This window comes from Gordonia iterans (genome assembly GCF_002993285.1).
GTDB lineage: Bacteria > Actinomycetota > Actinomycetes > Mycobacteriales > Mycobacteriaceae > Gordonia > Gordonia iterans.
On sequence record NZ_CP027433.1, the window covers coordinates 1,678,933 to 1,703,383 of the forward strand.

Annotated in this window: 8 protein-coding genes; 1 reads left to right on the forward strand and 7 read right to left on the reverse strand. The window is 72.5% G+C overall.

The window, feature by feature from the left end; translation table 11 throughout:
- Window positions 1-46 precede the first annotated feature (46 nt).
- Both C6V83_RS07770 and C6V83_RS07775 read right to left on the reverse strand, forming a co-directional pair.
- Window positions 47-757 carry an SDR family oxidoreductase gene (locus C6V83_RS07770; RefSeq protein ID WP_105941916.1) on the reverse strand — a complete coding sequence of 237 codons (711 nt, stop codon included), beginning with the start codon at window positions 755-757 and terminating at the stop codon, window positions 47-49.
- A complete protein-coding gene (locus C6V83_RS07775; RefSeq protein WP_105941917.1) occupies window positions 754-1,413 on the reverse strand; it encodes an isochorismatase family protein in 660 nt (219 codons plus the stop codon). The genes C6V83_RS07770 and C6V83_RS07775 overlap by 4 nt, the downstream gene beginning before the upstream one ends.
- A gap of 22 nt (window positions 1,414-1,435) precedes the next feature.
- Between C6V83_RS07775 and C6V83_RS07780 the strand changes: the two genes are divergently transcribed.
- On the forward strand, window positions 1,436-3,013 hold the full coding sequence (locus tag C6V83_RS07780; RefSeq protein ID WP_105941918.1) for a (2,3-dihydroxybenzoyl)adenylate synthase: 1,578 nt from the start codon (window positions 1,436-1,438) through the stop codon (window positions 3,011-3,013).
- Window positions 3,014-3,027: 14 nt separating this feature from the next.
- Here C6V83_RS07780 and C6V83_RS07785 read toward each other — a convergent pair whose 3' ends face one another.
- The 5 genes from C6V83_RS07785 to C6V83_RS07805 form a co-directional block, all read right to left on the reverse strand.
- Complete coding sequence (locus C6V83_RS07785) at window positions 3,028-3,918, reverse strand: siderophore-interacting protein (protein WP_105941919.1); 891 nt, start codon at window positions 3,916-3,918, stop codon at window positions 3,028-3,030.
- Window positions 3,919-4,076: 158 nt separating this feature from the next.
- Window positions 4,077-8,744 (reverse strand): non-ribosomal peptide synthetase, encoded by a 4,668-nt coding sequence (locus C6V83_RS07790; RefSeq protein ID WP_105941920.1) that lies wholly within the window; start codon window positions 8,742-8,744, stop codon window positions 4,077-4,079.
- Entirely contained in the window at window positions 8,741-15,523 is a 6,783-nt protein-coding gene (locus C6V83_RS07795) for a non-ribosomal peptide synthetase (protein ID WP_105941921.1), read from the reverse strand. The genes C6V83_RS07790 and C6V83_RS07795 overlap by 4 nt, the downstream gene beginning before the upstream one ends.
- The gene (locus C6V83_RS07800; RefSeq protein ID WP_105941922.1) at window positions 15,523-16,554 is read right to left on the reverse strand and encodes an ABC transporter substrate-binding protein; all 1,032 of its coding nucleotides are present in this window, start codon (window positions 16,552-16,554) and stop codon (window positions 15,523-15,525) included. The genes C6V83_RS07795 and C6V83_RS07800 overlap by 1 nt, the downstream gene beginning before the upstream one ends.
- Window positions 16,555-16,650: 96 nt before the next feature.
- Entirely contained in the window at window positions 16,651-24,396 is a 7,746-nt protein-coding gene (locus tag C6V83_RS07805) for a non-ribosomal peptide synthetase (protein ID WP_105941923.1), read from the reverse strand.
- Window positions 24,397-24,451 lie beyond the last annotated feature (55 nt).

Genomic DNA, 24,451 nt, shown 5'->3' on the forward strand with positions numbered 1-24,451 from the left:
GGTGTCCCTGATCACTTTTCGCGCGACAGCGTAACGTTCTCGCGCCCTACTGATCGAGGGTGGCGCCGCCGTCGACGCGGAGGTCGTGCAGCGTGATGTGCCGAGCGGCGTCGGAGGCGAGGAAGACGATCGTGGCGGCGACGTCCCCGGGGTCGGCGATGCGGCCCAGCGGGATCCCCAGTCGGTACCGTGCCGGCTCCCCGGCCAGGACCGCCGCGCGCAGGTCGTCGCCGGCCATCCCGGCCAACATGGGGGTGTCCGTGGAGCCGGGCGAGACCACGTTCACCCGGACGCCGTCGACGGCGGCGTCGATGCCGACGCTGCGGGTGTAGGCCGTCGCGGCGGCCTTCGACGCCGCGTAGGCGGGAAAGGCCGCGCGCGGTGTAGTGGCGGCGTTGCTGGACACGACGACGACGCTGCCGCGGCGTCGAGCACGCATCGCCGGAAGCGCGGCGTCGAGCACATTGCGCACGCCGGTGGCGTTCACCGCGAGGCAGCGATCCCAGTCGTCGCTCATGATGCCCGCGCACGAGATCAGGACGTCGATCGGGCCGAGCCGCTGTTCGGCGTGCGCCCAACCCTGCGCGACGGCGCCCGCGTCGGTCACGTCGAGCGGGTCGACCTGGTCGCCGCCGGCGACGTCCCAGCCCTGCACGACGGCTCCGGCCTCGCGGAAGGCGGTGCAGACCGCGGATCCGATACCGCCCGCGGCCCCGGTCACCGCGACGGTGGTTCCGGCGATTCCGGGGACCGTCATGATGCGGCGTGGCTGCGCACCGCGGAGTCCGTCCCGAGGGAGTCGAGCGCCTGCGCGGTGGTGAGCACCCGGCCGGCGCGCTTGCCGATGTACTCGGCGGCCATCTGGTGCTCGTCGCGGCTGAAGTCGGCCATCGCGTCGACGACGAAGAACGGGGCGACGTCGCTCATGAAGGCCTCGGTGGCGCTGATCATGCAGCCCATGTGGGCATACACGCCGACGACGATCAGCTGGTCCCGACCGTGGTGACCCAGGAGCTGACGCAGGTCGGTGCGCTGGAAGGCCGAGTAGCGCCACTTGGTGACGTGGATGTCGCCGGTGCGCGGGGCCAGTTCGGGAACGATCTCCTCGTCGTGCCCGGCCGACAGTCCGCGGCCCCAGAACTCGGAGAGGATGCCGCGCCGGGACGGGTGCTGATCACCGGGCTGCGCGGTGAACACGACGGGGATGCCTGCGGCCTGGCACCGCTCGCGGATCGCCACCATGTTCGGCAGCGCGCTGGACATGGGCTCCTGCGCGGTATCGTAGGCGTCGATGAAGTAGCGCTGCATATCGTGGATCAGCAGCGCGGCACGGTCGGGATTCAGCTGCCACTCGACGTGGGCGGGAAACGGGCCCGACGGTATCTCGTACGGGGCGATGCGCGGAATGGGCATAGCATTAGGGTAGCCTTACCGCATGCACGTGTCATCTTGGCCTGCTGAGCTCGCCGAACGCTATCGCGCGGAGGGTCTCTGGACCGACGAGACCTTCGACGACCTGCTGACCAGCAAGGCGAACGATCCGCACTTCGCCGACCGGGTCGCCGTGGTCGACGCTCAACGATCGCTGACGTACGCCGAACTGGACGCGCGCGTCGGCCGATTGGCAGCCGGCCTGGCCGCGAAGGGGATCGCACCCGACGAGCGCGTTCTGCTCCAGATCCCCAACTGCGTCGCCTTTGTCGAGGTGCTGTTCGCCCTCTGGCGGCTGCGGGCGGTGCCGGTCTTCGGTCTGCCTGCGCATCGGGAAACGGAGCTGGTCGGCATCGCCCGCGCCGCCGGGGTCGTCGCGATCGTCTCGCCGGCCGGGCGGCCGGGCTTCGACTACCGGGCACTGGCGCAGACGGTGACCGACCAGGTCGACAGCATCCGGTTGCTGATCGACTCCGACGGCCTCGAGGACCTGTGGGCCGAACCGATCGATCACGGGCGGTCGCAACCCGAGAAACTCGGCTTCCTCCAGCTCTCCGGCGGCAGCACCGGCGTGCCGAAACTGATCCCGCGGACGCACGCCGACTACCTCTACAGCGTCCGTCGCAGCAACGAGATCTGCGGCGTCGACGAAGAGACCGTCTATCTGGTCGTGCTGCCCGTCGGGCACAACTTCCCGATGAGCTCGCCGGGCATCCTCGGCGCCTTCCACGCGGGCGGGCGCGTGGTGCTCGCCGAGCAGCCGCTCCCGTCGGTGGCGTGGGACCTGGTCGAGCGCGAGCGGGTGACGATGGTCGGCATGGTGCCGCCGCTCGCGCGGCTGTGGACCGAGACCGCCGAACGCGGTACGACGCACGACCTTTCCAGTCTGGAGACCGTTCAGGTGGGTGGGGCGCGCTGCCCCGACGAACTGGCCGAACGCATCGGGCCGGCGCTCGGCGCTCGACTGCAGCAGGTATTCGGCATGGCCGAAGGGCTGGTCTGCTACACGCGGCTCGACGACCCCGTCGACGAGGTGATCGCCACCCAGGGACGTCCGATGTCCGAGCACGATCAGCTGCGCCTGGTCGACGAGGACGGGACCGTGGTGCACGACGGCCCGGGATTCCTGGAGACGCAGGGGCCGTACACGATCCGTGGCTACTGGGGTGGTCGCAGCCCAGAGTCGTTCGCGCCCGACGGCTGGTACCGGACGGGCGACGTCGTGGAGTTCTCGGCCGCCGGCAACCTCATCGTCCGGGGCCGCGGCGCCGACCGGATCAACCGCGGGGGTGAGAAAGTGTCCGCGGAGCAGGTGGAAGAGGAGTTGCTGGCGCACCCGGGGGTTCGCGACGCGATCGTCGTCGGCACCGCCGATGCCTATCTCGGTCAGCGAACCTGCGCCTACGTGATTCCCGCCGACGCGCAGGCGCCGCCGAAGCTGCCCGAGCTCCGTGCGTTCATGCGCCAGGCGGGTCTGGCCGAGTGGAAGCTCCCCGACACCCTGCAGATCCTCGAGAGCTTCCCCGAGACGGGCGTCGGGAAGGTCAGCCGGAAGAAGCTGCGGGAGTCGCTCGCCGGCTGAAGCCGCCGCCGGCGTCAGTGACGACGCAGGCGGGCGGCCAGGCCGCGGACCGCGGCGCCCACCCGGGGCTCGTGCTCGTGGTCGTGGTCATGCTCGTGGTCGTCGTACTCGCGAAGGTCGCGGTCGTGATTGGCCTTCTTGGCGTACCCGTTCTCGGTGAGACCGCGGCGCCAGTAGCCGATCACTAGCATCGAGCGTCGTGCCAGACCGCGCTTGCGGAGATCCTTCCGGATCGCGAGGACCTGGGCCGACTCAGCCGCTGCCCAGGCGAACGTGGCCTCGGTGAGCGGGTGGGCGGCCACCGCATCGGAAAGCAGGGTGCCGGTGCCCGCGGGTGCGCCCTCGCGGGAGAGCCAGCGCAACTCGATGCCCTCGGGACGCGTCAGTTCCTGACGCGCGGAGTCGTCGCAGATCTCCACATACGCGGTGCCACGTGCCTCGGCGGGCAGGTTCTCCAGGATGTTCCCGATCGCGGGCAGGGCGGTCTCATCGCCTGCGATCACGTAGTCCCCGGCGAGGCTGAGGGAACGTCCGCCGCCGCCGGCGATGCCCAGCGTGGTGCCGGGCTGTGCACGCGCGGCCCATCCGGAGGCCAGACCTTCATCGCCGTGCATCACGAAATCGATACTGAGAGTGGATGAGTCGGCATCGAAGCGGCGCACCGTGTAGGTCCGCACCCGCTCGTGCAGTTCGGGCCGGGTGCGGATGAGGGTGTCTTCGCCGCAGTCCGGGTCGTCGAGTTCGGGAACGCCGTAGCCGCCGTCGTCACGAGGGAAGATCAGCTTGATGTTCGGGAACTGGCCGGTGGCGATGTAGGCGGCGACGGGATCCCCGGCGAAGGTGACGCGCCGCATGTGCGGGGTGACGTCCTCGACGGATTGGACGGTGAACAGCAGGGCCGGCATGCGGGGTTCTCCTTTGATTCTGGGTTGGGTGTGGACTTGGACGGTCTCGACTTCGCTCGACCATCGACGGTGGTGGTCTCGACTTCGCTCGACCGTCGACGGTTCCGGCCCGGCTTTCGCGGTCGAGTCGATCGGCCCGCCGGCCGGCCGGCGCGGAGTCAGGCGAACTCCCCGGCGAACTCGTCGATCTCGTCCTGGGTCAGATCCGCGATGAGCGAGTCTGACGGCGTGACGCCGCCGAGACCGTCGTGCGCGGCCCGGTCGTCGAGCGCGCCGAGAATCTGCGTCCATGTTCGCACGACCGCCTCCACCTGCTCGGCCCCGATCAAGGTGCTCGCCCACGAGATCTCTGCACGCAGCACGGCACCGGACTCGGTGGGCACGGTGATCGCGTTGACCTCCAGCGGATGCGAAACCGGCATGCCGGGGTCGCGCACCACGAGCAGCGGGCGGCTCGGCCACAGCGCCGAGAAGGTCTGCGCGCCTTCGCCGGTCGTCAGCCTCCCCAGGTAGTTGAACAGGACCGGCGAGGCCGGACGAGGCCGGGCGCCGGCGCGCAACTCGGTGAGCAGGCCGTACTCCAGGCCCGAGTACTGCGGTCGCGCCAGCCGTTCCTTGACCTGCTTGATCGTCGCGTCCACGGCCTCGAGCGAGGTGGGGTCGCCGTCTGCGGGCAGGTCGATCGGGACCGGCCAGAACGCGGTGAACCAGCCGACCGTCCGGGACAAGTCCGACCCCGGCGCGAGCGTCTCGTCGCGGCCGTGGCCTTCGAGGTCGACGAACAGTCGGCGGTCCTGTCGACCGTGCGCGGGACCGGCGTCGGGGCGGCCGAAGACCGCGGCGACGGCGACGCTCAGCGTGGCGAGCAGGACCTCGGTGGGACCGGTGTTGTACAGCGTGGGAAGCGCCGAGACCACCTGCTCGGCCGGGACGTCCACCTCCCGTCGTTCCACGCGGGCGGCGGTGTCGACGGTCGGGTCGAGCGGCCGGACGGTCACGGCGATCTCACCGGGGCCGGTGCCCGGGTGTTCCCACTGCGCGGCGGTGTCCGCGATCTCGGCGGATCCGGCACGTTCTCCCAGCGTACGGGCCCACTCCCGGAAGGACGTCCCCTCGGCGGGGATCCGGGCGGCGCGGGCCGCGCTCGCCTGGTCGTAAGCGGTGCGCAGATCCTCGGTGAGGATGCGCCAGGAGACGCCGTCGACGGCCACGTGATGAGCGACGACGATCAGCGCGTCGGCGTCGCTCTCGGCGGGCAGTCCGCGGACCAGCACCGCCCGCAGCAGCGGCCCGCGCGCGGGGTCGATGCCCTGCGCGGCGTCGCGGGCGAGGGCGCGGATGCGCTCCTGCGTCCCGGCAGCGGTGCCGGACTCCGCGGTCAGCGCCACCACCTCCAGCGGGATCGGGGTGCCGGTGGGGGACGGCACCTGCAGTGCGCCGTCGTCGAGGTGCGCGCTGAACATCGGGTGAGCTGCGGCGGTGGCGGTCAGCGCCTCTCCGATCACTCCGGCGTCGGCGCCCGCCGGCACGCGCAGCACGCGGGCTTGAGCGAAGCCGGTGAGGTGACCGCCGCGGAGCACGCGGCGCATCAGCGGGGTCAGCGGGACCTCGCCGAACGCGTGAGCCGGGTCGGTCGGGGCGGTGTCCGGTGCGTCGTCGGCGGCCTCGGCGGCGAGGGCGCGGGCAGTCCGCAACTCGAACACCTGCCGGGGAGTCACGGTCAGGCCGAGCGCCCGGGCGCGCGAGGTGACTCCGATGGCGATGATGCTGTCGCCGCCGAGACTGAAGAAGTCGTCGTCGGGGCCGACGTCGTCGAGATCCAGGAGGTCGCCGAAGATGCCGCACAGCACCTCGGCGGGGGAGCCGCCGGCGGCCGCAGGAGCCGCCGATCGCTGAGACCACGGATCCGGCAGTGCGGCGCGATCGGTCTTGCCCGCAGGCGAGAGCGGCACCCGCTCCACCGGAACGAAAAGCGCGGGAACCAGATGCGCGGGCGCCAGCTCGGCGACCGCGTCGCGCAGCGCGCCGAAGTCCTCATCCGCCCGGTCACCGGCGAGGGCGACGTAGCCGACGAGGCGGCGCACTCCGTGCCGGGACGTGCGCACGTCGGCGACCACCTGGTCGAGGACCAGCCCGATCTGCTCGGCGGCGCGCGCGACGAGCGACTCGACCTCGCCGAACTCGACGCGATAGCCGGCGATCTGCACCTGTTCGTCGGACCGTCCGAGGTAGTCCAGGCTCCCGAATCGGTTCCAGCGCACCAGATCTCCGGTGCGGTACAGGCGATCGCCCGCACCGAAGGGGTTCGCGACGAAGCGTTGCGCCGTCAACGACTGCATGCGGTGATAGCCGCGGGCGAGCTGAGGGCCCGCGACGTACAGTTCGCCGGTCTCGCCCTCGGCGACCGGGTGCAGATGGCGGTCCAGCACATAGAGCGCTCCGCCAGGGGCGGGCCGGCCGATCGACGGCGCCGGCGTGTCGGCGACGCGGGCGAACGTGGTGTCCACGGTGCCCTCAGTGGGCCCGTAGAGGTTGAAGACGGTCACGTCGCCGCGGTCGGCGAGCTCGGCCCACAGGTGCGGCGGGAAGGCCTCACCTCCGGTCGAAAGACATTGCGGTATATGGCGTCCTGGCGCCGGTTCGACCATCCCCGCGCGGACATAGGCGTCCATCAGCACCGGAACGGCGTCGATGAAGTCGATCCGGTGCTCGCGGACGTAGTCGACCACGAGCTCGGCGGTCGTCACGTCGGCGCGGTCGATCAGGTGCAGAGTGTGACCGACGGTCATCCACGCCATGTAACTGACCGATGAGTCGAAGGAGAGCGTGTGCGTGCTCAGCACCCGTTGCCGCGGTCCGGTGATCGTATGGCGCCGGTGTGCGCCGAGCAGCGACGACAAGCTGCGGTGGCTCACGACGACGCCTTTGGGCAGGCCGGTGGAACCGGACGTGTAGATCACGTACGCCGCCGAGTCGGGCACCGGGTACGACGACGGGATCGGCGGCGTCGCGCGCTCGGCCGGCGGACCGTCGGCGATTCGGTCGAGGTCGAGGATCACCGTCCCGACGGGCAGCGACCCGGCGATCGCCGCGCGGCTCTGCTCGGCGACCAGCACCACCCGCGAGGCGCAGTCGGCGAGTTGGTGGGCGATGCGGTCGGCGGGGTACTTCGGATCCACCGGCACGTAGGCGCCGCCCGCCCGCCAGGTGCCGTGGATCGCGGCGACCGCGGCGGCCGACGACTCGGCGACGATCGCCACGAACTGATCGGGGCCGACACCGTGCGCTGCGAGCGCGGCGCCGATCCGGCGAGACCGTTCGGCGAGCTCGCCATAGCTCAGGAGTGAATCGTGGGCGACCAGCGCGATGTCGTCGGGACGGGCGGCCGCGGTGGCGTCGAACATCTCCAGGGTGGTGACGTCGCCCTCGGGATTCTCGCCGCCGTCACCGAGGACCAGGACCTCCGCGCGCCGGTCGGGGGTGAGCAGCCCGAACGAGGCCAGCGGGCGCTCCGAAGCCTCTGGTGCGGTGAAGGATTCGATGAACGAGACGAGTTCGGCGAGCAGTGCGTGCAGGGCGTCCTCATCGTACGACCGGGCGTCGGCGTCGACGATCACCTCGGGCCGTCCGTCCGGGCCGATCGCCACGGTGACCGAGAAGTCCTGTACCGGCCCGCGGTCGACCGAGTGCACGACGGCACCGGGGCCGCCGAAGTCGAGGGTGCTGGCGAAGGGCTTGACATTCACGACGGTGCCGATACGGCGGGCGAAGCCGGCGGTCAGGGTGCCGCCGTCGCCGATCCGCTCGCCGCGGTGGCGCTGGTGCGCCGACAGCGGCCGCATGGCCGCCGCGGTGGCGTCGATGATCTCCTGCGCCGAGTCCGCGGGCCCGGTGGTAACGGTCAGGGGGGCCAGATTCACCGCCGAGGTGGGCACCCGGGCGGCTGCCAGCCCGAGGCGATTCATCAGGAGGAAGCCCAATGTCTGCCGTCGTTCGCCCGTACGGCGGGCCAGGTACGCGGCCACGGCGGCGGTCACCGCCGCCGGCCAGGAGCGTGTCGTGAGCTCCTTCGAAAGGCCTGTCTTGAGCTCCGTCGAAGGGCCTGTCTTGAGCTCCGTCGAAAGGCCTAGCGGGGCGATGGTCGTGCGTGCCGTGCGGACCGAGCGTGCTTGTGCCGCTTCACTTCCCGACGGCGCGGTGGCGCCTTCGGCGAGCCGGTCCGCCCAGAACTCGGCGTCGGCCCGGCACCTGTCCGAGTCGAGGTACTCCAGGTCTTGCGTCACGACGTCGCGGATCGTGCCGAGCGGGCGGCCGAGATCGTCCGCACCCGCGCGGAGGCGCCGGTAGATCTCGGCGCCCCGGCCGAACACCAGGGAGAGGCCGTAGGCATCGATCAGTGCGTGGTGGGCGGCGAGGACCCAGAACGTCCGATCACCCTGCTGCAGGATCCACTGCTGCACTCCCGGTTCGGATGTGAGGTCGTGGGGTCGCGCCGTCCATTCCCGGATGCGCGGGTGCAGTTGCGACCACGGGTCGCCGTCGCCGGCGAGGGTTTCCGGGACGGGCGGCCCGAGCGCCCAGGCGCCCGGCAGTTGCCGGACGCGTTCGCCCGAATCGACGAATCGGGCGGTGAGCGCATCCGATTCGGTCACCGCCAGATGCGCAGCCCGGGTGAGGGACGCGAGGTCTACCTCACCGGTCAGCTCGACCGCATCGCAGACGTTGAAGGTCGGGTTGTCCGGATCGAGCGTCTGGCCGAACCACAGTGCGGCCTGCCCCATGGTGAGGTCGATCGACGGGCCGTCCGCGGGGGAGTCGTGAGTCATCGATCAGCGTCTTCCGTCTCAGCGTCTTCTGTCTCAGCGGTGTCCGGGACATCGGTGTTCAGGAAATCGGTGAAGACCGGGGCCCACGCCGCCACCGCCGCGGGCCCGAGCAAGTCGCCGTGCGGGTGATCGACCGTGACGTGGCGGGCGGGCGCCAACGCATCGCCCCAGGTGGCCAGCGAACCGGCGGGTGCGGCCTCGATGTAGAGGACGGGGACACGGACCGGTTCCGAGGGGGTGCGGAGCCCGCGCATCACCTCCAGCGACCATCTGCTGGAGTCGAGCACCGCACCGATCAGCGCCGGATCGAGACCGGCGAAGAAGGATTCGCCGCGGCGGACCAGGTCGATCGCCTCGTCGCGGGTCAGCTCACCCGCCCGATCGGCGGGGACCTCGATTCCGAGAGCGCCGAGCGCGGCGGCGTCGGGCGAGAGCGTGTCGAGGTAGGCGAAGTACTCCGCCGGCGACTGCGCGAACGCATCGAGCAGCACCAGGGATTCCACGGTCCGGCCGCGAGCGGTCAGCTCGTCGGCCACCGCGGGCGCGAGCGAGCCGCCGAACGACCAACCGAACAGCACGATCCGGCGGTCGGGCACGGCTTCGCAGATCCGGTCCGCGAAGTACCGAACTGCGTCCGACCCCTCCTGCGGCACAGGCAGGTCGGCGATTTGTGGCGCCTGCACGGCGTACACGCCCCGTGCGTCGGGCACATTGGGCAGCAGCTGACCGAAGGGCCAGCCGAGGCCGGTGCCCGGCGGCAACACGACGACCGGTGCGGGCGCGGGGGCTTCTCCGCCCGCTCGCTGCGCTCCCGGCGCGGGGGCTTCTCCGCCCGCTCGCTGCGCTCCCGGCGCGGGGGCTTCTCCGCCCGCTCGCTGCGCTCCCGGCGCGGGGGCTTCTCCGCCCGCTCGGAACTCGATCACCGGCGCCGTGAGGCGGTCGGCGGCGGCCGGCTGGCCGTCGAGGACCGCGGCGATCGCGGCGATGGTGGGATCGGCGAAGACCTGGGATACGGCGAGTTCGACGTCCAGCCGGGTCCGCACGGCCTCGGCGAAGGTCATCAACTGCAGGGAGTGGGCGCCGAGATCGAACAGGTCGGCGTCGACGTCCACGGCGGGGAGCCCGAAGGTCTCGGCGGCGATCTCGGCCAGGACACGCTCCAGCAGCGAACCGGCCCGTGTCGACCCGGACGCTTCGACGGCGGGAACGGGCAGTGCCCGCAGGTCCCGTTTACCGTTGACGGTCACCGGGATCTCGTCGATCAGCGTGTACGACGACGGGATCATGTACGCAGGCAGCGTCTCTGCGAGAGTCCGGCGCAGCTTCTCGCTGCCGGGCGCGTCGTCGTCGGCCACCAGGTAGGCGGCGAGCGTCGTCGAGCCGGTCTCGGTGCGGGGAGCGACCACTGCGAGCGCGATGCCGTCGATCGCGGTCAGGGCGGCCTCCACCTCGGAGGGCTCGACGCGGTAGCCGCGGACCTTGACTTGGAAGTCGGTGCGCCCCAGGTAGTCCAGCAGCCCGTCGGGGCGCCGGCGCATCAGATCGCCGGTGCGGTAGAGGCGTCGACCGGGATCGGACGGGTGCGCGACGAAGCTCAGTGCGGTGAGCCCGGGCCGGTCGTGGTAGCCGCGCGCCAGGCCGTCGCCCTCGACGTACAGTTCGCCCGCCGTCCCGGGGGGAACGGGCCGCAGCCACGGGTCCAGCAGGTGCACCACGGTGTTGCTGATCGGCCGTCCGACGGTCGGTGTGGACGAGTCTGCGGTGCCGCCGCCCAGCGTGTTGATCGTGTACTCGGTGGGCCCGTACAGGTTGTAGCCGAGGGTGTGCTCGGCGTCGGCCAGCGCATCCCACACGCCGGTCCCGACGGCTTCGCCGCCCAGGAGAACCAGCGCCGGGCGGTGCCCGGCGACGTCGTTCAGCAGACCCGCGCCGAGCAGGTACTCGGCGTAGGTCGGCGTGACGTTCACGACGTCGATGTGCCAGCGATCGCAGTAGGCGACCAGCGCTTCGGGGTCGCGCCGCAGGTCCTCGTCGCACACGTGGACGGTGTGCCCGTAAGTGAGCCACAGCAGCTCTTCCCACGACATGTCGAAGGCGAACGACACCGTGTGCGCGACGGTGAGGCGCTCGTACTTCGAGAGCGCGACGGACGGCCGGAAGATCTCGTCCTCGTGGTTGAGGTACATGTTGGTGAGGCCGCGATAGCCGGTGACCACGCCCTTGGGCTTGCCGGTGGAACCCGAGGTGTAGATCAGGTAGGCCGGGTGGTCGAGGCGACCGGGGCGGTCGTGCGCGAACAGGCCGAGTTCGGCGTCGTCGAGCGGTCCGGCGGGCAGGTCGTCGAGGCGCTCACGGACCTGCCGGTCCCGCAGATCGAGGGGCGACGGGCCCTCGGCGAAGACGTGCGCGAGAGCGTCGTCGTCGGCCCCGGCGGTCAGCGCCGCCACCGGCCGCGCGTCGTCGACCAGCCCCCGCAGCCGTTCGGCCGGATGGACCAGTTCCAGCGGCAGATAGGCGGCGCCCGTGCGGAGCACCGCGAACAGTGAGACGACCATCTCGGCGGACCGTTCGATCGCCAGGGCGACGACGGTTTCCGGCCCCGCGCCGTGGCCGATCAGCAGGCGCGCGAGCCGATTGATCTCGGCGTCGAGCTGCCCGAAAGTGAGAGTGGCGTCGCCGAAGACGAGCGCCGGGGCATCGGGCTGCCGAGCGGCGGTGGCGGCGAGCATCTCCGACACCGACAGCTCGGGCACGGCCAGTTCGCGGCCGTGCTGCGGCGGTTCTGCGGCGGTGATCGGCAACTGAGCCAGCCGGGTCTGATCGGCGTCCGGGCGCGCGAGCGCGGCGAGGACGGCGACGAGGTCGGCGGCCAGGCCTGCGGCCGTCGCGTCGTCGATCAGGTCCGAGCGGGTCTCCACTGCCAGTGCGAGTTCGCGCCCGGGCGTGACCACCACGGTCAGCGCGAAGTGCGTGTGGTCCTCGCTCTCATGGCCGATCACTCCGTACTGAGCGCCGAGTTGGTCGTCGGCGATGAAGTTCTGCAACACGAGGAGGACGTCGAAGAGCGCAGGAGTTCTTGCCGCAGAGGCGATCTCACCCAGGCTCAGCCATTCGTGCCCGAGCAGGTCCAGGCGGCCGGACTGCTGTTCGCGGAGGAACTCGCCGACGGCCGCATCGGGCCGGAGCCGTGCGCGCACCGGAACGGTGTTGAGGAACATGCCGATGGCGGTGTCGGCTCCGTCGACCTCGGACGGGCGACCGGCCACGGTCTGCCCGATCACGGTGTCGGTCCGCCCGGCCCAGCGGCCGGTCACCAGGGCGAGCGCGGTCACCAGAACGGTGTTGAGGGTGACTCCGGCGCGCTGGGCGGTCGCGGCGAGCCCTTGCGAGCATGCTTCGCTCAGCGATTGCTTGAGCACGCGGGTGCCGCCGCGCACCACCGGGTCGGCCCCGGGGCGCAGGAGGGAGGGCTCGTCGTAGCCGTCGAGGTACGACGTCCACGCCGCGAGCGCCGCCGCCCGGTCGCGTTCGCCGATCCAGCGGAGGTACCGCGCGAATACCGGCTCGGCGTCGGCCGCGGCGGCCGGGGAGATGCCCGCGTACTGCTCGAGCAGGCCCCCGATGAAGATGCCGTTGGACCAGCCGTCCCACACCAGGAAGCGCCGCGAGACGACGAGCCGGTCGCCGTCGTCGCGCCGGACATGCGTGACGCGCCAGAGCGGCGGCGCGTCCAGCGCGAAGGGCCGCGTCTTGTCGGCGGCGACCAGCCGGTCTTCGGCGGCGGCGAGCTCGGAACCGGTCAGGCCGCGCAGGTCGGTGGTCTCCAGCGGCGGGGCGGGATCGTCGACGACGAACTGCACCGGTGCCGGCACGCCGTCGTGGGTGAAGCCCGCGCACAGCGTGGGGTGCAGGGTCATCAGCGCGGTCAGCGCCCGGTACAACCGCGCGGGCTCCAGTGCCCGGTCGAAGGTCAGGGTGAACTGTGCGTTGTAGACGTCCAGGTCGCCCGACACCGCGGACTGGAAGTACAGGCCCTCCTGCAGCGGGGAGAGGCCCCACACCGCGCTGATCGGGAGCGGAGTGCGCGCCCGGAGCGTGGTCAGCTCGGCCTCGGTGAGCCGCACGCCGACCAGATCGCCGACGCCGGGACCGGGATGATTGACCGGATCCGCCGCGGCCGCGGAGAGCAGCTCGAGAGCGCGCGGCAGGGCTTCGAGGAAGGCATCGCGGTCGGCCCCTGCTGGCGCTTGCGAGCGCAGTTCGACGATCAGCGCGTCGTCGTGGAGGGCGACGGTCAGATCCGGCGCGTCCGTCCCGTCCGGGCCCGGACGCACGACGGTCAGGTCTCGCACGTCGTCGATCCGGATGCGATAGCCGGGCGCCTGCACGGCGAGCACCGGACCGGCCTGGGGGTGCAGGTAGCGGAGCAGCCCGTAGTCGGCGGCGGTCCGCGCCAGGCTCTCCCGGGTGCGGGTCAGCGCCCGGGCGGGGTCGGCGCCCGCCCAGAGCGGGGTGGGCGTGCGGACGCCGAGTGGAAGCGTGCTGCGGGCGCCCGGGTGCTCTCGGCCCTCCCGGAACAGCTCGACGACCACCTCGGTCGCCTCGTCGCCGGCATCGGCGCGCGCCAGTCCCGCGGCCAGGCCGATCAGGGCCAGCCCGGTTCCGGCGACGTTCAGCCCGGCGGCGTGGAACGGCTTCGCGGCCGGCCGGGTCAGCACGACCGCGGCGGGTTCGGTGCGGGGCGCCCGCGCAGCGGTGCGCTCGGCGATCCGGCGCCAGGTGTCGAGTTCCTGGAGCACGTCGGCGTCCAATGCGCGGTCGGCGTAGTGGCCGATCAGGTACTCCGGGTCCTCGGCGGACGGAAGTGCCAGCGGCATCACGTGGGCCACGGAACGCCAGGCGGCCGCGAAGTCCGCGGCCAGCAGGCGGCGGCCGGGAGGGTCGACGATCAGCGGATGCGCGGAGACGATCAGGTCGCCGGGCTGGCGCCCGCGGCGGGGCAGCCACGCCATCACGACGCCGCCCGCACCGCGGTCCGTCCACTGCTCGTCGAGCAGGCGAGGCAGGACGGTCCCGCGGGGGGCTTCCTCGAGGACGGTCAGCGCCGCACCGTCGGGGGCGAGCCCGGGAACGTACTCCCACAGTCCGGGCGCGAGGCGTTCGGCGCGCAGCGCGAGTTCGGGGTGCGCCGCGACGACGGCGTCGATCACCGCGCGCACCTGCGCCGCTTCGGCACGCGGCGGCGTCGGTACCGAGAACACGGTCGCGGCCGCCGACAGCGCTGCGGCGGGTTCGGGCGAGTCGGGCTCTGCCGCGCCGTCGGGATCGTCGTGCACGACGACCCACTCCTCGGTACCGGGCAGAGTGCCGCTCAGGGGCAGACCCTCCGGGGCGCCCGGACGCGCGGCGGGCGGGGTCGTCGCGGGCAGCACCGCCGACACCGGAGGGCCGATCACGGTCTCCGGTGCGGTGAGGAGCGCGCGCAGGTACGCGGCGAACTCGTCGGCGGCCGCGGCCGTCTCGGTGCGCCGGGCGCCGGGACCGTGGAAGTACACGGCGACGCTGCGCGCCGCGGCGTCGACCTCGAAGAAGACGTCGATGTCGCCGGTGGGCCCGGAGGAGAGGATCTCCAAGCGCGCGTCGAGGCCGGCGGCGGCGAACGCGCGGGCGCTGATCGGAAGGATGTTGGCCCCCACACCGAGCGGCGTGACGGGTGCACCGGAGTCGATGAGGGCGCGCCGGAGGTCCTCGCCCCGGAACCGACTGTGCGGCGCCGCCGCGCTCAGAGTGGCGTCGACGTCGCCGGCCAGTTGTCGCCAGGTGGCGCCGGCCCGGATCCGGACCCGCAGCGGAAGCACCGTCGCGAGAGTGCCGATGTGGGCGCGCAGGTCGGCGGTGGTCCGGCCGGACATCGGCGTGGCGAGGAGGAGGTCGTGGTGGCCTGTGCGGCGGTACAGGAAGCCGGCGAGGGCGGCCATCAGCAGGCCTGCGGTGCGGACTCCGAGTGCGCGGGCCTGCCGGTAGAGCGCGGCGTGTTCGTCCTCGGTCAGCGGCACGGCGAGGATCTCGGCGCGCCGGGCCGCGGGCTCGGCTCCCACCAGCAGACGCGGGGGCACCGGTGAGCCGCCCGCGAGGTGGTCGAGCCAGAACTCCTGGTCGGCGGCGAACTGGGCCGACGCGCGATACTCCTGATCGGAGGCGGTCAGGGTCTGCAGCGCCCACGACGTGTCGGTGCGGTCCTCGGCGTCGCGACGGGCGCCTGCCGCGTGACGGCCGTAGCGGGTGAGCGCCGCCGACAGGAGCAGCCCGACGGCGGTGCCGTCGAGCACCAGATGGTGGGCCGAGAGGTAGGCCAGGGTGTGGTCGTCGCCGACCCGCAGCAGGCTCGCCCGGATGAGCGGGCCCGCCGCGGTGTCGAAGGGGTCGAGGAGTGCGGCGTCGATCCAGGCCCGCGCCGCGGACTCCGGGTCGGTCTTCCCCCGCAAGTCGATCACCTCGCACGGGGGGAGACGATCGATCACCTCCTGGTGCACCTCGCCGCCCGCGATCACGAAGCGGACGCGCGCCGCCTCCGACCGGGCCGCGGTGGCGTCGATGGCCTCCGCGAGCGCGGCGAGGTCCACCGGCCCGCGCATGTGGGCGACCAGCGCCGTGGTGTACGCGGTGGCGTCGTCGGTGGCCTGATCGGCCATCCAGATCTCGCGTTGCGCCGCGGTGAGCGGAGCACGGAGGAGCCGATCGTCACCGGCGAGGGCGGGGGAAGACTGATCCAGGGTCATCAGTCGACGGGCTTCGCGTCCTTCACCGCGGCGGCGATGTCCTGCGCCTGCAGTTCCACCGCGCCCGTGGTGTAGGCGTACGGCGTGCGGTAGGCGAACAAGTTTCCCTTCTGGACCGCCGGCAGCGCCTTGAATGCGGGGTTGTCCAGAAGCGCTTTGGTGCGGGCCGTCGGGTTGCCTTCCAGGTCGGCCTCGAAGAACAGCACGTTGGCCGACGACAGGCGGTTCAGGCCCTCCAGCGAGACCTGCTCGTTGTAGCGGGCGGGGTTCTGGTCGACGCCGTTGAAGTACGTCAGACCGGCCAGCTCGAGACGCTGGTAGACCAGCGACTTGTTGGTCGCGATCTGGAAGGTGCCCGGCTCGGCCGAACCCTCGACGAAGGCCACGGAGCCGAGCTCGGCGATCGCGTCCTTGTTGTCGGTGCCGATCGACTTGAGCTGGTCGTCCAGACCCTTCAGCTTGTCCTTGGCGAACTCGCCGCAGCCGATCGAGTCGGCGACGTTCTGGTAGTTGCTCCAGACCTGGGTCGGCTCCTGGATCTCGAAGGCCACCGTCGGGGCCGCGACCTTGTTCATCTCGTTGACCGCCAGCCGGTCCGCGACGTCCTTGCGGACGTAGGTGATCACCATGTCGGGATCGAGCGACAGCACCTTCTCGGTGTTCACACCGGAGGTGATGGATCCGATGTCCGGGACGTCTTTGACCTGCTCGAGCTGCTCGGGGGTGGCGTTCTGCTTGTAGTCGTCGAGCATGCCGACCGGCTTGACCCCCATGTCCAGCAACTGGGTGCCCACGAGCCAGCCGGAGATGATCCGCTGCGGTGCCGCCGGCACCTCGACGTCGCCGAGGAAAGTACCGGTGACGGTGCGCTCGCCGGTCAGATCGCCGGTGGCGCAGGGGACCGCCGGATTGGAACCGGTGGTGGAGGCGGTGTCGTCGCCGCTGCTGCTGCACGCGGCGAGCAGGGTGCCGGTGGCGAGCAGAGCCGCTGCCAGGCGCACCCGGCGACGCAGGTGGGGAGTGGTTGCCATCGTGAGGATTCCTTCACTGATTGGTGCCGAGGACTCGGCGGGTGGGCGGCCGTCCGGGCGTTCCCGCCCCCAGGCCATTGTTAAGGGTAGGGTAACCTACCCGGCTGCGCGATCCGGGTCGGCCTCCCGGCGCACCAGCGCGCTCCGCAGTCGGTCGGCGATCACGTCCACGTCGTCGGCGGAGAAGGCGGTGTCCGACCAGGTCAGCTCGGCCACCAGCACCGACGCGCCGTCCTCGGAGTGCTCGATGCGGCCGTCCACCGTCAGCGGGTGGTCGACCGCCAGGTCCGGCGCAGGCGTCGTCCGCGTCCAGCGGGACTGCGGGACCGGCTGCCAGGGGTGCTCGCCGCGCAGGTCCATCGCGCCGAGGTAGTTGACCAGCGCTTGTGCGCGCGGCGACCGGGCCAGCAGCCGTGCGGTCCGCGGATTGCAGTAGCGGGCCAGGCCGTAGCCGTACTCCGGCGCGGCGAGCTGCTCGGCCAGCCTCGCGGCCGGATCGTCGGCGGCGGGGTCGTAGAGCACCGGCCACAGTGCGGTGAGCCACCCGACCGTCTCAGAGAGATCGTCCTCGACCAGATCGCGCCCGTGCCCCTCGACGTCGAGCAGGAACGGCGTGGCCGGCCCCCCGGGCGAGGTCTCGCGCCGCCACGCTTCGAGAGCGGTGGCCACGGCGGCGACGAACGACGTCGAGCCGGAGCCTTCGGCGAGATACCGATCGGTCTGCTCCGCGCTGAGTCGTACCTCGGTGGTTCGCAGGTCGCCGTGCACGCCCGCGTCCGCGACCGGGCGGAGCGGAGCCGCCGGCCCCAGCAGCGCACGCCACCGCGAGGCCTCGGCGACCGTGGACGGCGCAGCCGCCAGCTCCGCGACGGCATCGGCGTACTGCGCGAAGCCGGTGATCGGCGGGGGCAGCGTCCCCGCCCGCCCGGCGGCCAGGTCCGCATCCACCGCGGCCAGGTCGTCGAGCAGGATCCGCCAGGAGACCGCATCGATCGCCAGATGATGCACGACGAGCACCAGCCACGCCCGGTCCGGGCCGAAGACCGCGGCCGCCTGCAGGCAGCCGGTCGCGGTCGGATCCAGCCGGGCGTGCACCCGGGCGGCGGTCTCGGCGAACTCCGCCTCGCCGGGCTCGTCGTGGAACCGGTGCACCGACAGCACGTCGGCGGCGATCGGCGCGACGGGCGCCGGCTGCACGGTCCAGACGCCGCCGGCGGCCGCCTGGACGCGCAGCCGGAGGGCCTCGTGCCGGGCGACGACCGCATCGAGGGCGGCCCTCACCCGGTCTGCGGTGCTGCCTGCGGGCAGGGCGACGGTGATCGACTGCGCCAGGGACTGCCAGCGCCCGCTGCGGGCCGCGAGCTGAGCGGTGATCGGCGTCAGCGGCAGGGGACGGGTGCGCGCGTCGGCTGTCCGGGCGGTGTCTGCTCCGGCCGCACCGGCCGGCCGGGTCGCAGCGGCGACGGCCGCCACCGTGCGCTGCTCGAAGAGGTCTCGCACGTCGACCTCGAATCCGCGGCGCCGCAGTCGGTTGACGACGGTGATCGCCACGATGCTGTCGCCGCCGAGCGCGAAGAAGTCGTCGTCACGCGCTACCCGGGCGGCGTCGGTCAGCCGCAGGACCTCGCCGAAGACGTCGGCGACGGCGCTCTCGGCCTCGCCGACCGCCGCGTCGCCGGTTCCGGTGAGCACCGGGTCGGGCAGGGCGCGCCGATCGAGCTTGCCGTTCGAGGTGACGGGGAGCCGGTCGAGCAGCATGAGCGTGGCGGGAACCAGGTGCGCGGGCAACTCGGACGCGACGGCGCTCAGCACCGACTCGGGCGCGGGCGGGGCGCCGGATCCGGCGGGCACGCCGTAAGCGGCGAGCACGGTCCGGCCGTCGGCGGTGAGGTGGCCGACGACTACCGCTTGCCGCAGCGCACCCGTGGCCAGCAGCGCCTGTTCGATCTCACCGGGTTCGACGCGCTGGCCGCGCAGCTTGAGCTGCGCATCGCTGCGACCGGCGTACTCGAGCACGCCGTCGGCGGTCCACCGCGCGACGTCGCCGGTCTGATACATCCGGCCGCCCCGCCCGTGGTCGCCGACCGTGAACGGTGAGGCGACGAAGCGCGTCGCGGTCAGACCCGGACGCCCGGCGTACCCGCGGGCGAGCTGGACCCCGGAGAGGTACAGGTCGCCCCACATGCCGACGGGCCGTTCAGCCAGATCGGGACCGAGCACGTGCAGTCCGGTGTTCCACACCGGGGCTCCGATCGGCACGACGGTCCCGGTCGTGTCGGTGACGTCGATCTCGGAGACGTCGACGGCGGCCTCGGTCGGACCGTACAGATTGTGCAGCCGGACCCCGCTCAGGCGCTCTCGCACGCCCTCGCGCAGCGGTGCGGTCAGCGCCTCTCCGGAGCACAGGATACGGCGCAGATCGGGGAACCGATCGCCGGTATCGGGTGCGGGGCAGGCCTCGTCCAGGAAGGTGCGCAGCAGTGACGGAACGAAGTGCACGGTGGTGACGCGGTGTTCGCGCAGCGTCGCGGCGATCGCCGCCGGATCCCGGTGCGCGCCCGGCTCGGCCACCACGACCGTCGCTCCGGCGATCAGCGGCCAGAACAGTTCCCACACCGAGACGTCGAAGCCGGTCGGCGTCTTGTGCAGGACGCGCTCGCCCGCGGTCAGGCCGTACCGGCTCTGCATCCAGAGCAACCGGTTCACGATCGCCCGATGCTCGACGACGACCGCCTTCGGGGTGCCGGTCGAGCCCGAGGTGTAGATCAGGTACGCGGCCCGGCGGTCGGGCAGCGTTTCCGGCGACGGCAGTGTTTCCACCGGTGCGCCGGCCGCCGTGCCCCGCGCATCCACGACCACCGTCGGGACGCCGCGGTAGCCGGCCGCCGGGTCGTCGGTCACCACCGCGGCCGGACGCGCGTCGTCGAGGACGAACCGCCGCCGGTTCTCCGGATGATCCCGATCCAGCGGCAGATACGCCGCTCCCGCGCGTTGGGCGGCGAGCACCGCGACCACGAGGGCCGCCGAGCGCGGCAGATCGACGGCGACCACGTCGTCGACGCCCACCCCGGCGGCGGCGAGCGCACCGGCCAGCGATTCGACCGCCTCGCTCAATTCGGCGTAGGTGAGCGTGCTCCCGGAGGCGATCACGGCCGGCGAATCCGGAGCGGCCTGGGCCGCGCGGGCGACCAGCGTCGTCAGGTCCAGCCCGGCGGGCACCGGACGGCCGGTGGCGTTGGCGCGGGCGGTCAGGGCGCGATCGTCGTCGGTCAGCAGCTCGACGGCGCTGATCCGGGCGTCCGGATCGGCGGTCATCGCCTCGAAGGCGTGGACGAGGAGGCCGGCCAGGCGCTCGACGGTGGGGGCGTCGAAGAGGTCGCACGCGTACTCGATCCGGCCGGAGATGCCCGGGCGGTCGGCGTGCTCCAGGAACTCGACGGTGAGATCGAACTTGGCTCCGCTGGGCGGCACGGGCTCGATCTGTGCGTCCAGCCCGGGGAAGTCCGGGTCCGGCACTGGTCCCCGGTACTGGATCATGGTCTGGAACAAGGGATTCCGGCCGTACCTGCGGTCGGCTGCGGTCGCCTCGACGATCTCGGCGAAGGGCAGCATCTGGTGGTCCAGCGCGCGCAGGTCCTCGTCTTTGATGCGCGCGATCAACTCGGCGGCGGTCGGGTCGCCGTCGATCCTGGTCCGGAGGACGACGGTGTTGGTGAACATGCCGATCACCGATTCGAGTGCGGGATGGGTCCGGTTGGCGACCGGAGTGCCCAGCGTGACGTCGGTGGTGCCGCTGACCCGCGCCCAGACGGCGGCGACGGCCGCGTGGGCGATCATGAACGGGGTCGCGCCGGTGCGGCGCGCGAGCTCGCGGAGGCGGGCGCCGACCTCGTCGGACAGTCCGAACTCCACCACCGCGCCGCGACCGGTGGGACGATCGGGCCGCGGCCGGTCGTACGGCAGCGGCAGCTCGTCCGGCGCGCCGGCGAGGACCTCCGCCCAGTGCCCGCGCTCGGCATCGCGCAGCGTGAGGCCGTCGGGCCCCGGACGGTCCAGCGTCTGTTCCTGCCACCGGGCCGCGTCGGCGAACTGGACCGCGGGGCCGTCCCCGGGGTCGGTCCCGGCGGTGTCGCTGTCGAGGACCCGCTGGTAGGTCTCGGCCAGTTCCCGGAACAGCAGCGGCGCACACCACTCGTCGGCGGCGATGTGGTGCACCGTGAGCTGCAACAGCCAGTGGTCGTCGCCGAGGCGGGCTGCGTCGACCCGGAGCGGCGGTTCGGTGCCCAGGTCGAACGGCTGCTCGCGCCGGGCGGCGAGCGCGGCCCGGGCGTCGTCGGTGTGGACGGACATGCTCACCGGTGTGCCGACGGGAGCGATGTGCGCCCAGAGACCGGACTCCTCGCGCAGGCCGGTGCGCAGTGCTTCGTGCCGGTCGGCCAGGCGCTGCACCGCGACGCCGAGTGCTTCGACGTCCAGGGGCCCGCGCAGGGATACCGCGAACGGAAGGTTGTAGGCGGCCGCTCCGGGGGTGCTGTCGGTGGCTCGCATCACCTGCTCGGCCGACCAGACGCTGCGCTGAGTGGCGCTGGCGGGCAACGGATCCGGGCGTGCGGACGGCAGCTCCAGGGGCGTGTCGTCGGTCGGCCGGGCCGCACGTCGGTCGAGTTCGGCGGCGAGCGCGGTCACCGTCGGGTGCTCGAAGACGGTGCGCACGGTCAGCGGAATCTCGTGCTCGGCGGTGAGCCGATGGACCAGCCGGGTCGCCAACAGCGAATGCCCGCCGAGGCCGAAGAAGTCGTCGTCGCGGCCCACCGACTCCAGCCCGAGCAGGTCGGCGAAGAGCGCCGCGACCGCGGTCTCGGTGTCGGTGCGCGGACGCTGATCAGTCGCCGGTGCGACGCGGCGCGGATCGGGCAGGGCGCGCCGGTCGACCTTGCCGTTCGGCAGGGTCGGCAACGCGTCGCGGATCACCACGGTGGGCACCTGGTAGGAAGGCAGCCGCGCGGCGAGTTGCCGGTGGATGCGGTCGACGTCGAGGGCGGCCGCGTCGTCGTGGGCCGTCGCGTATGCCCAGAGGGTGTGCGAACCGGTGGCGTCCGGACGGGCGAACACCACCGCCGAGGCGATGCCCGGGACCTCGCGCAAGGCGGCCTCGACCCCGACGGTCTCGACTCGATGACCCCGGATCTTCACCTGGCCGTCGGTGCGTCCGTGGAATTCCAGACCGCCGTCGGGGCCCCAGCACCCGAGGTCGCCGGTGCGGTACAGGCGACCGGGTCCGAAGGGATTCGCGACGAAGCGTGCGGCGGTCAGCGCCGGCCTGCCCAGATAGCCTCGGGCGAGCTGACCGCCGGACGCGTACACCTCGCCGACCGTGCCGGGCGGCACCGGGCGGAGGAGCTCGTCCAGCAAGACGATCTGGGTGCCGGGGACCGGTCGGCCGACCGGCGCCGGGCCGGACGAGTCGTCGCCCTCGCCGGCGAGCTCGGCGACGGTCACGTCGCCGGCCACTTCGGACGACCCGTAGGAGTTGACGATCTGCGCGCGGGGTGACGCGGCCCGGACGGCGCGCACCACGTCGTCGCTCAGCGGTTCGCCCGACAGCACCCACCGGGTGACGGGGGCACAGGCCTCCGGCGCGACCGCGGCGAGCGTCAGGGCCAGCGACGGCACCGCGGTGACCTGCGCGATGCGATGCCGGGTCAGCAGCTCGGCGTGCGCGGCCGGGTCGGTCCGCTCGGCATCGGTGGCGACCACCATCCGGGCGCCTGCGGCGTAGGCCCCCAACAGCTCGGTGAGCCCGTCGATGAACGCGAATGAGCTCTTCAGCAGGCGGGCGTCGCCGGAGGCGGCGGGCCAGGCGCGCGCCGCCCACGACAGCCGGGCGGCCAGGCCGTCCAGGGTTCCGGCGACGGCCTTGGGGCGTCCCGTGGATCCGGAGGTGTAGACCAGATAGGCCAGGTGGGAGCCGTGCGCCGCGCTCCGGTCCGGGGGCGGCGCGGCGGGCCCTCGTTCGTCGGGTGCTCGTTCGTCGGGTGCTCGTTCGTCGGGTGCTCGTTCGTCGAGTGCTCGTCCGTCGAGTGCTGGGTTGTCGAGTCGGGTGTCGGTCGGCCCCGTGTCGTCGTCGATCAGCAACCGGGTGGCGGCGTGCGCCGGTACCGCTGCGCCGGCGGTGGTGACGATCGCGGCGGGATCGGCGTCGGCGACGATGAACTCCAGGAGGTCCGGCGGGTACTCCAGATCGAGCGGCAGCACGGCTGCCCCGGCGCGCAGGGTCGCCAGAATCGCGGTCACCGCAGCGATGCCACGCGGCAGGGCGACGGCGACGATCGCGTCGGGTCCCGCCCCCGCCCGGCTCAGACGGGCGGCGAGCGCGTCGATCCGCATCTCCAGCTCGGTCGCCGACAGTGCGGTCCCGCCGCTCTCGACCGCCGCCTCCGTCGCGTTCCGGTGCGCGGGGACGAGTGCGGCATCGAGGTCTGCGGCCGTTTCTGCTGCTCCGGAGCCCAGCGCAAGGACAGCGTCGAGGGCGCCGGTGTCGAGCATCGAGAGCGCGGAGACGGTGATCGCCGGGCGGTCGGCGATCAGATTCAGCACCCCGACCAGGGCGTCGGCCAGGCGTCCTGCGCGTTCGGGACTCACCGCGCTCGGCAGGTGGTGCAGTCGGATCTCCAGGTGCGGCTGGACGATCACCTGGACGGTCAGCGGGTAGTGAGTCGAGTCGCGCGGGGCGATCTCGATGATCTCCAGTCCGCTCGCCGCCACGGCTTCTTGCAGGGCCGACGACGATGCCGGGTGGTTCTCGACCACCAGCAGGGTGTCGAACAGCTCACCGGCACCGATCGACCGCGCGATGGCCGGCAGGCCCACCCAGTGGTCGGCCAGCACGGTCGCTTGTTCGCGCTGGAGGGTCGCGGCCACGTCGAGCAGCTCCTGCCCGCCCGCTGCCCGCACCCGGATCGGGATCGCGCCGATCGTCATCCCGATGAGGCGTTCGGCGCCGTCGAACTCGGGGCTGCGGCCCGATACCGTGGCACCGAAGACCACGTCGGAGCGTCCGGTCTCCATTCCCAGGACGACGCCCCACGCGGTCTGGATCAGCGTGCCCACGGTGAGACCGGCCGCGCGGGCCCGGGCGGACAGCCGGTCGCCGAAGTCGCCCGGGCAGCCGACTCGCCGCTCGGCCGGTCGCGCGCCGAGGGCCGGGGCGCCGGACGCGGAGATCAGCGTGGCCGCCGCACCGTCGAGCACTCGCTGCCAGCGCGCCAGGGCGGCTCCGGCGTCCTGGGCGTCGAGCCAGGCCAGGTAGTCGCGGAAGGATCGGACGGGAGGCAGGCCGTCGGCGGCACCGCCGGCGCCGTAGGCCAGCAGGATCTCCCGGAACAGCAGGGGCGACGACCATCCGTCGAGGATGAGGTGATGGTGGGTGAACAGCAGCCGCCACTGGTCGTCGGCGAATCGCCCCAGCGTCAGCCTGAGCAGCGGGGGAGTGGTGAGGTCGAAGCGCTCGTCCCGCGCGGCGGCGGCGATCGCCGACCAGCGGCGGGCTGCGGAGCCGTGATCGAGTGCGGCGAGATCCTCGAACGCCCAGCCGATCTCGGCGCCGTCGAGCACCAGGGCCACGGGCATGCCGTTCTTGCGGCGCCGGAAGCCGGCGCGGAGGTTCCGGTGTCGCTCGAATACGGCCTGCGCGCTGCGGTGAAGACGCTCGGGGTCGAGGTCGCCGGCGAGTCCGATGTCGGCCTGGACCGTGTACGGGTCGGGCCCGTCCGGGTTCAGGGAGGAGGCGTACAACAGGCCGTCCTGCACGGGGGTGAGCGGCATGATCTCAGCGAGTTTCATGGTCGATCCGTCGCATTCCTGTTCAGTCGGCCTCGTTCGGTGCGGAGCCGATGCG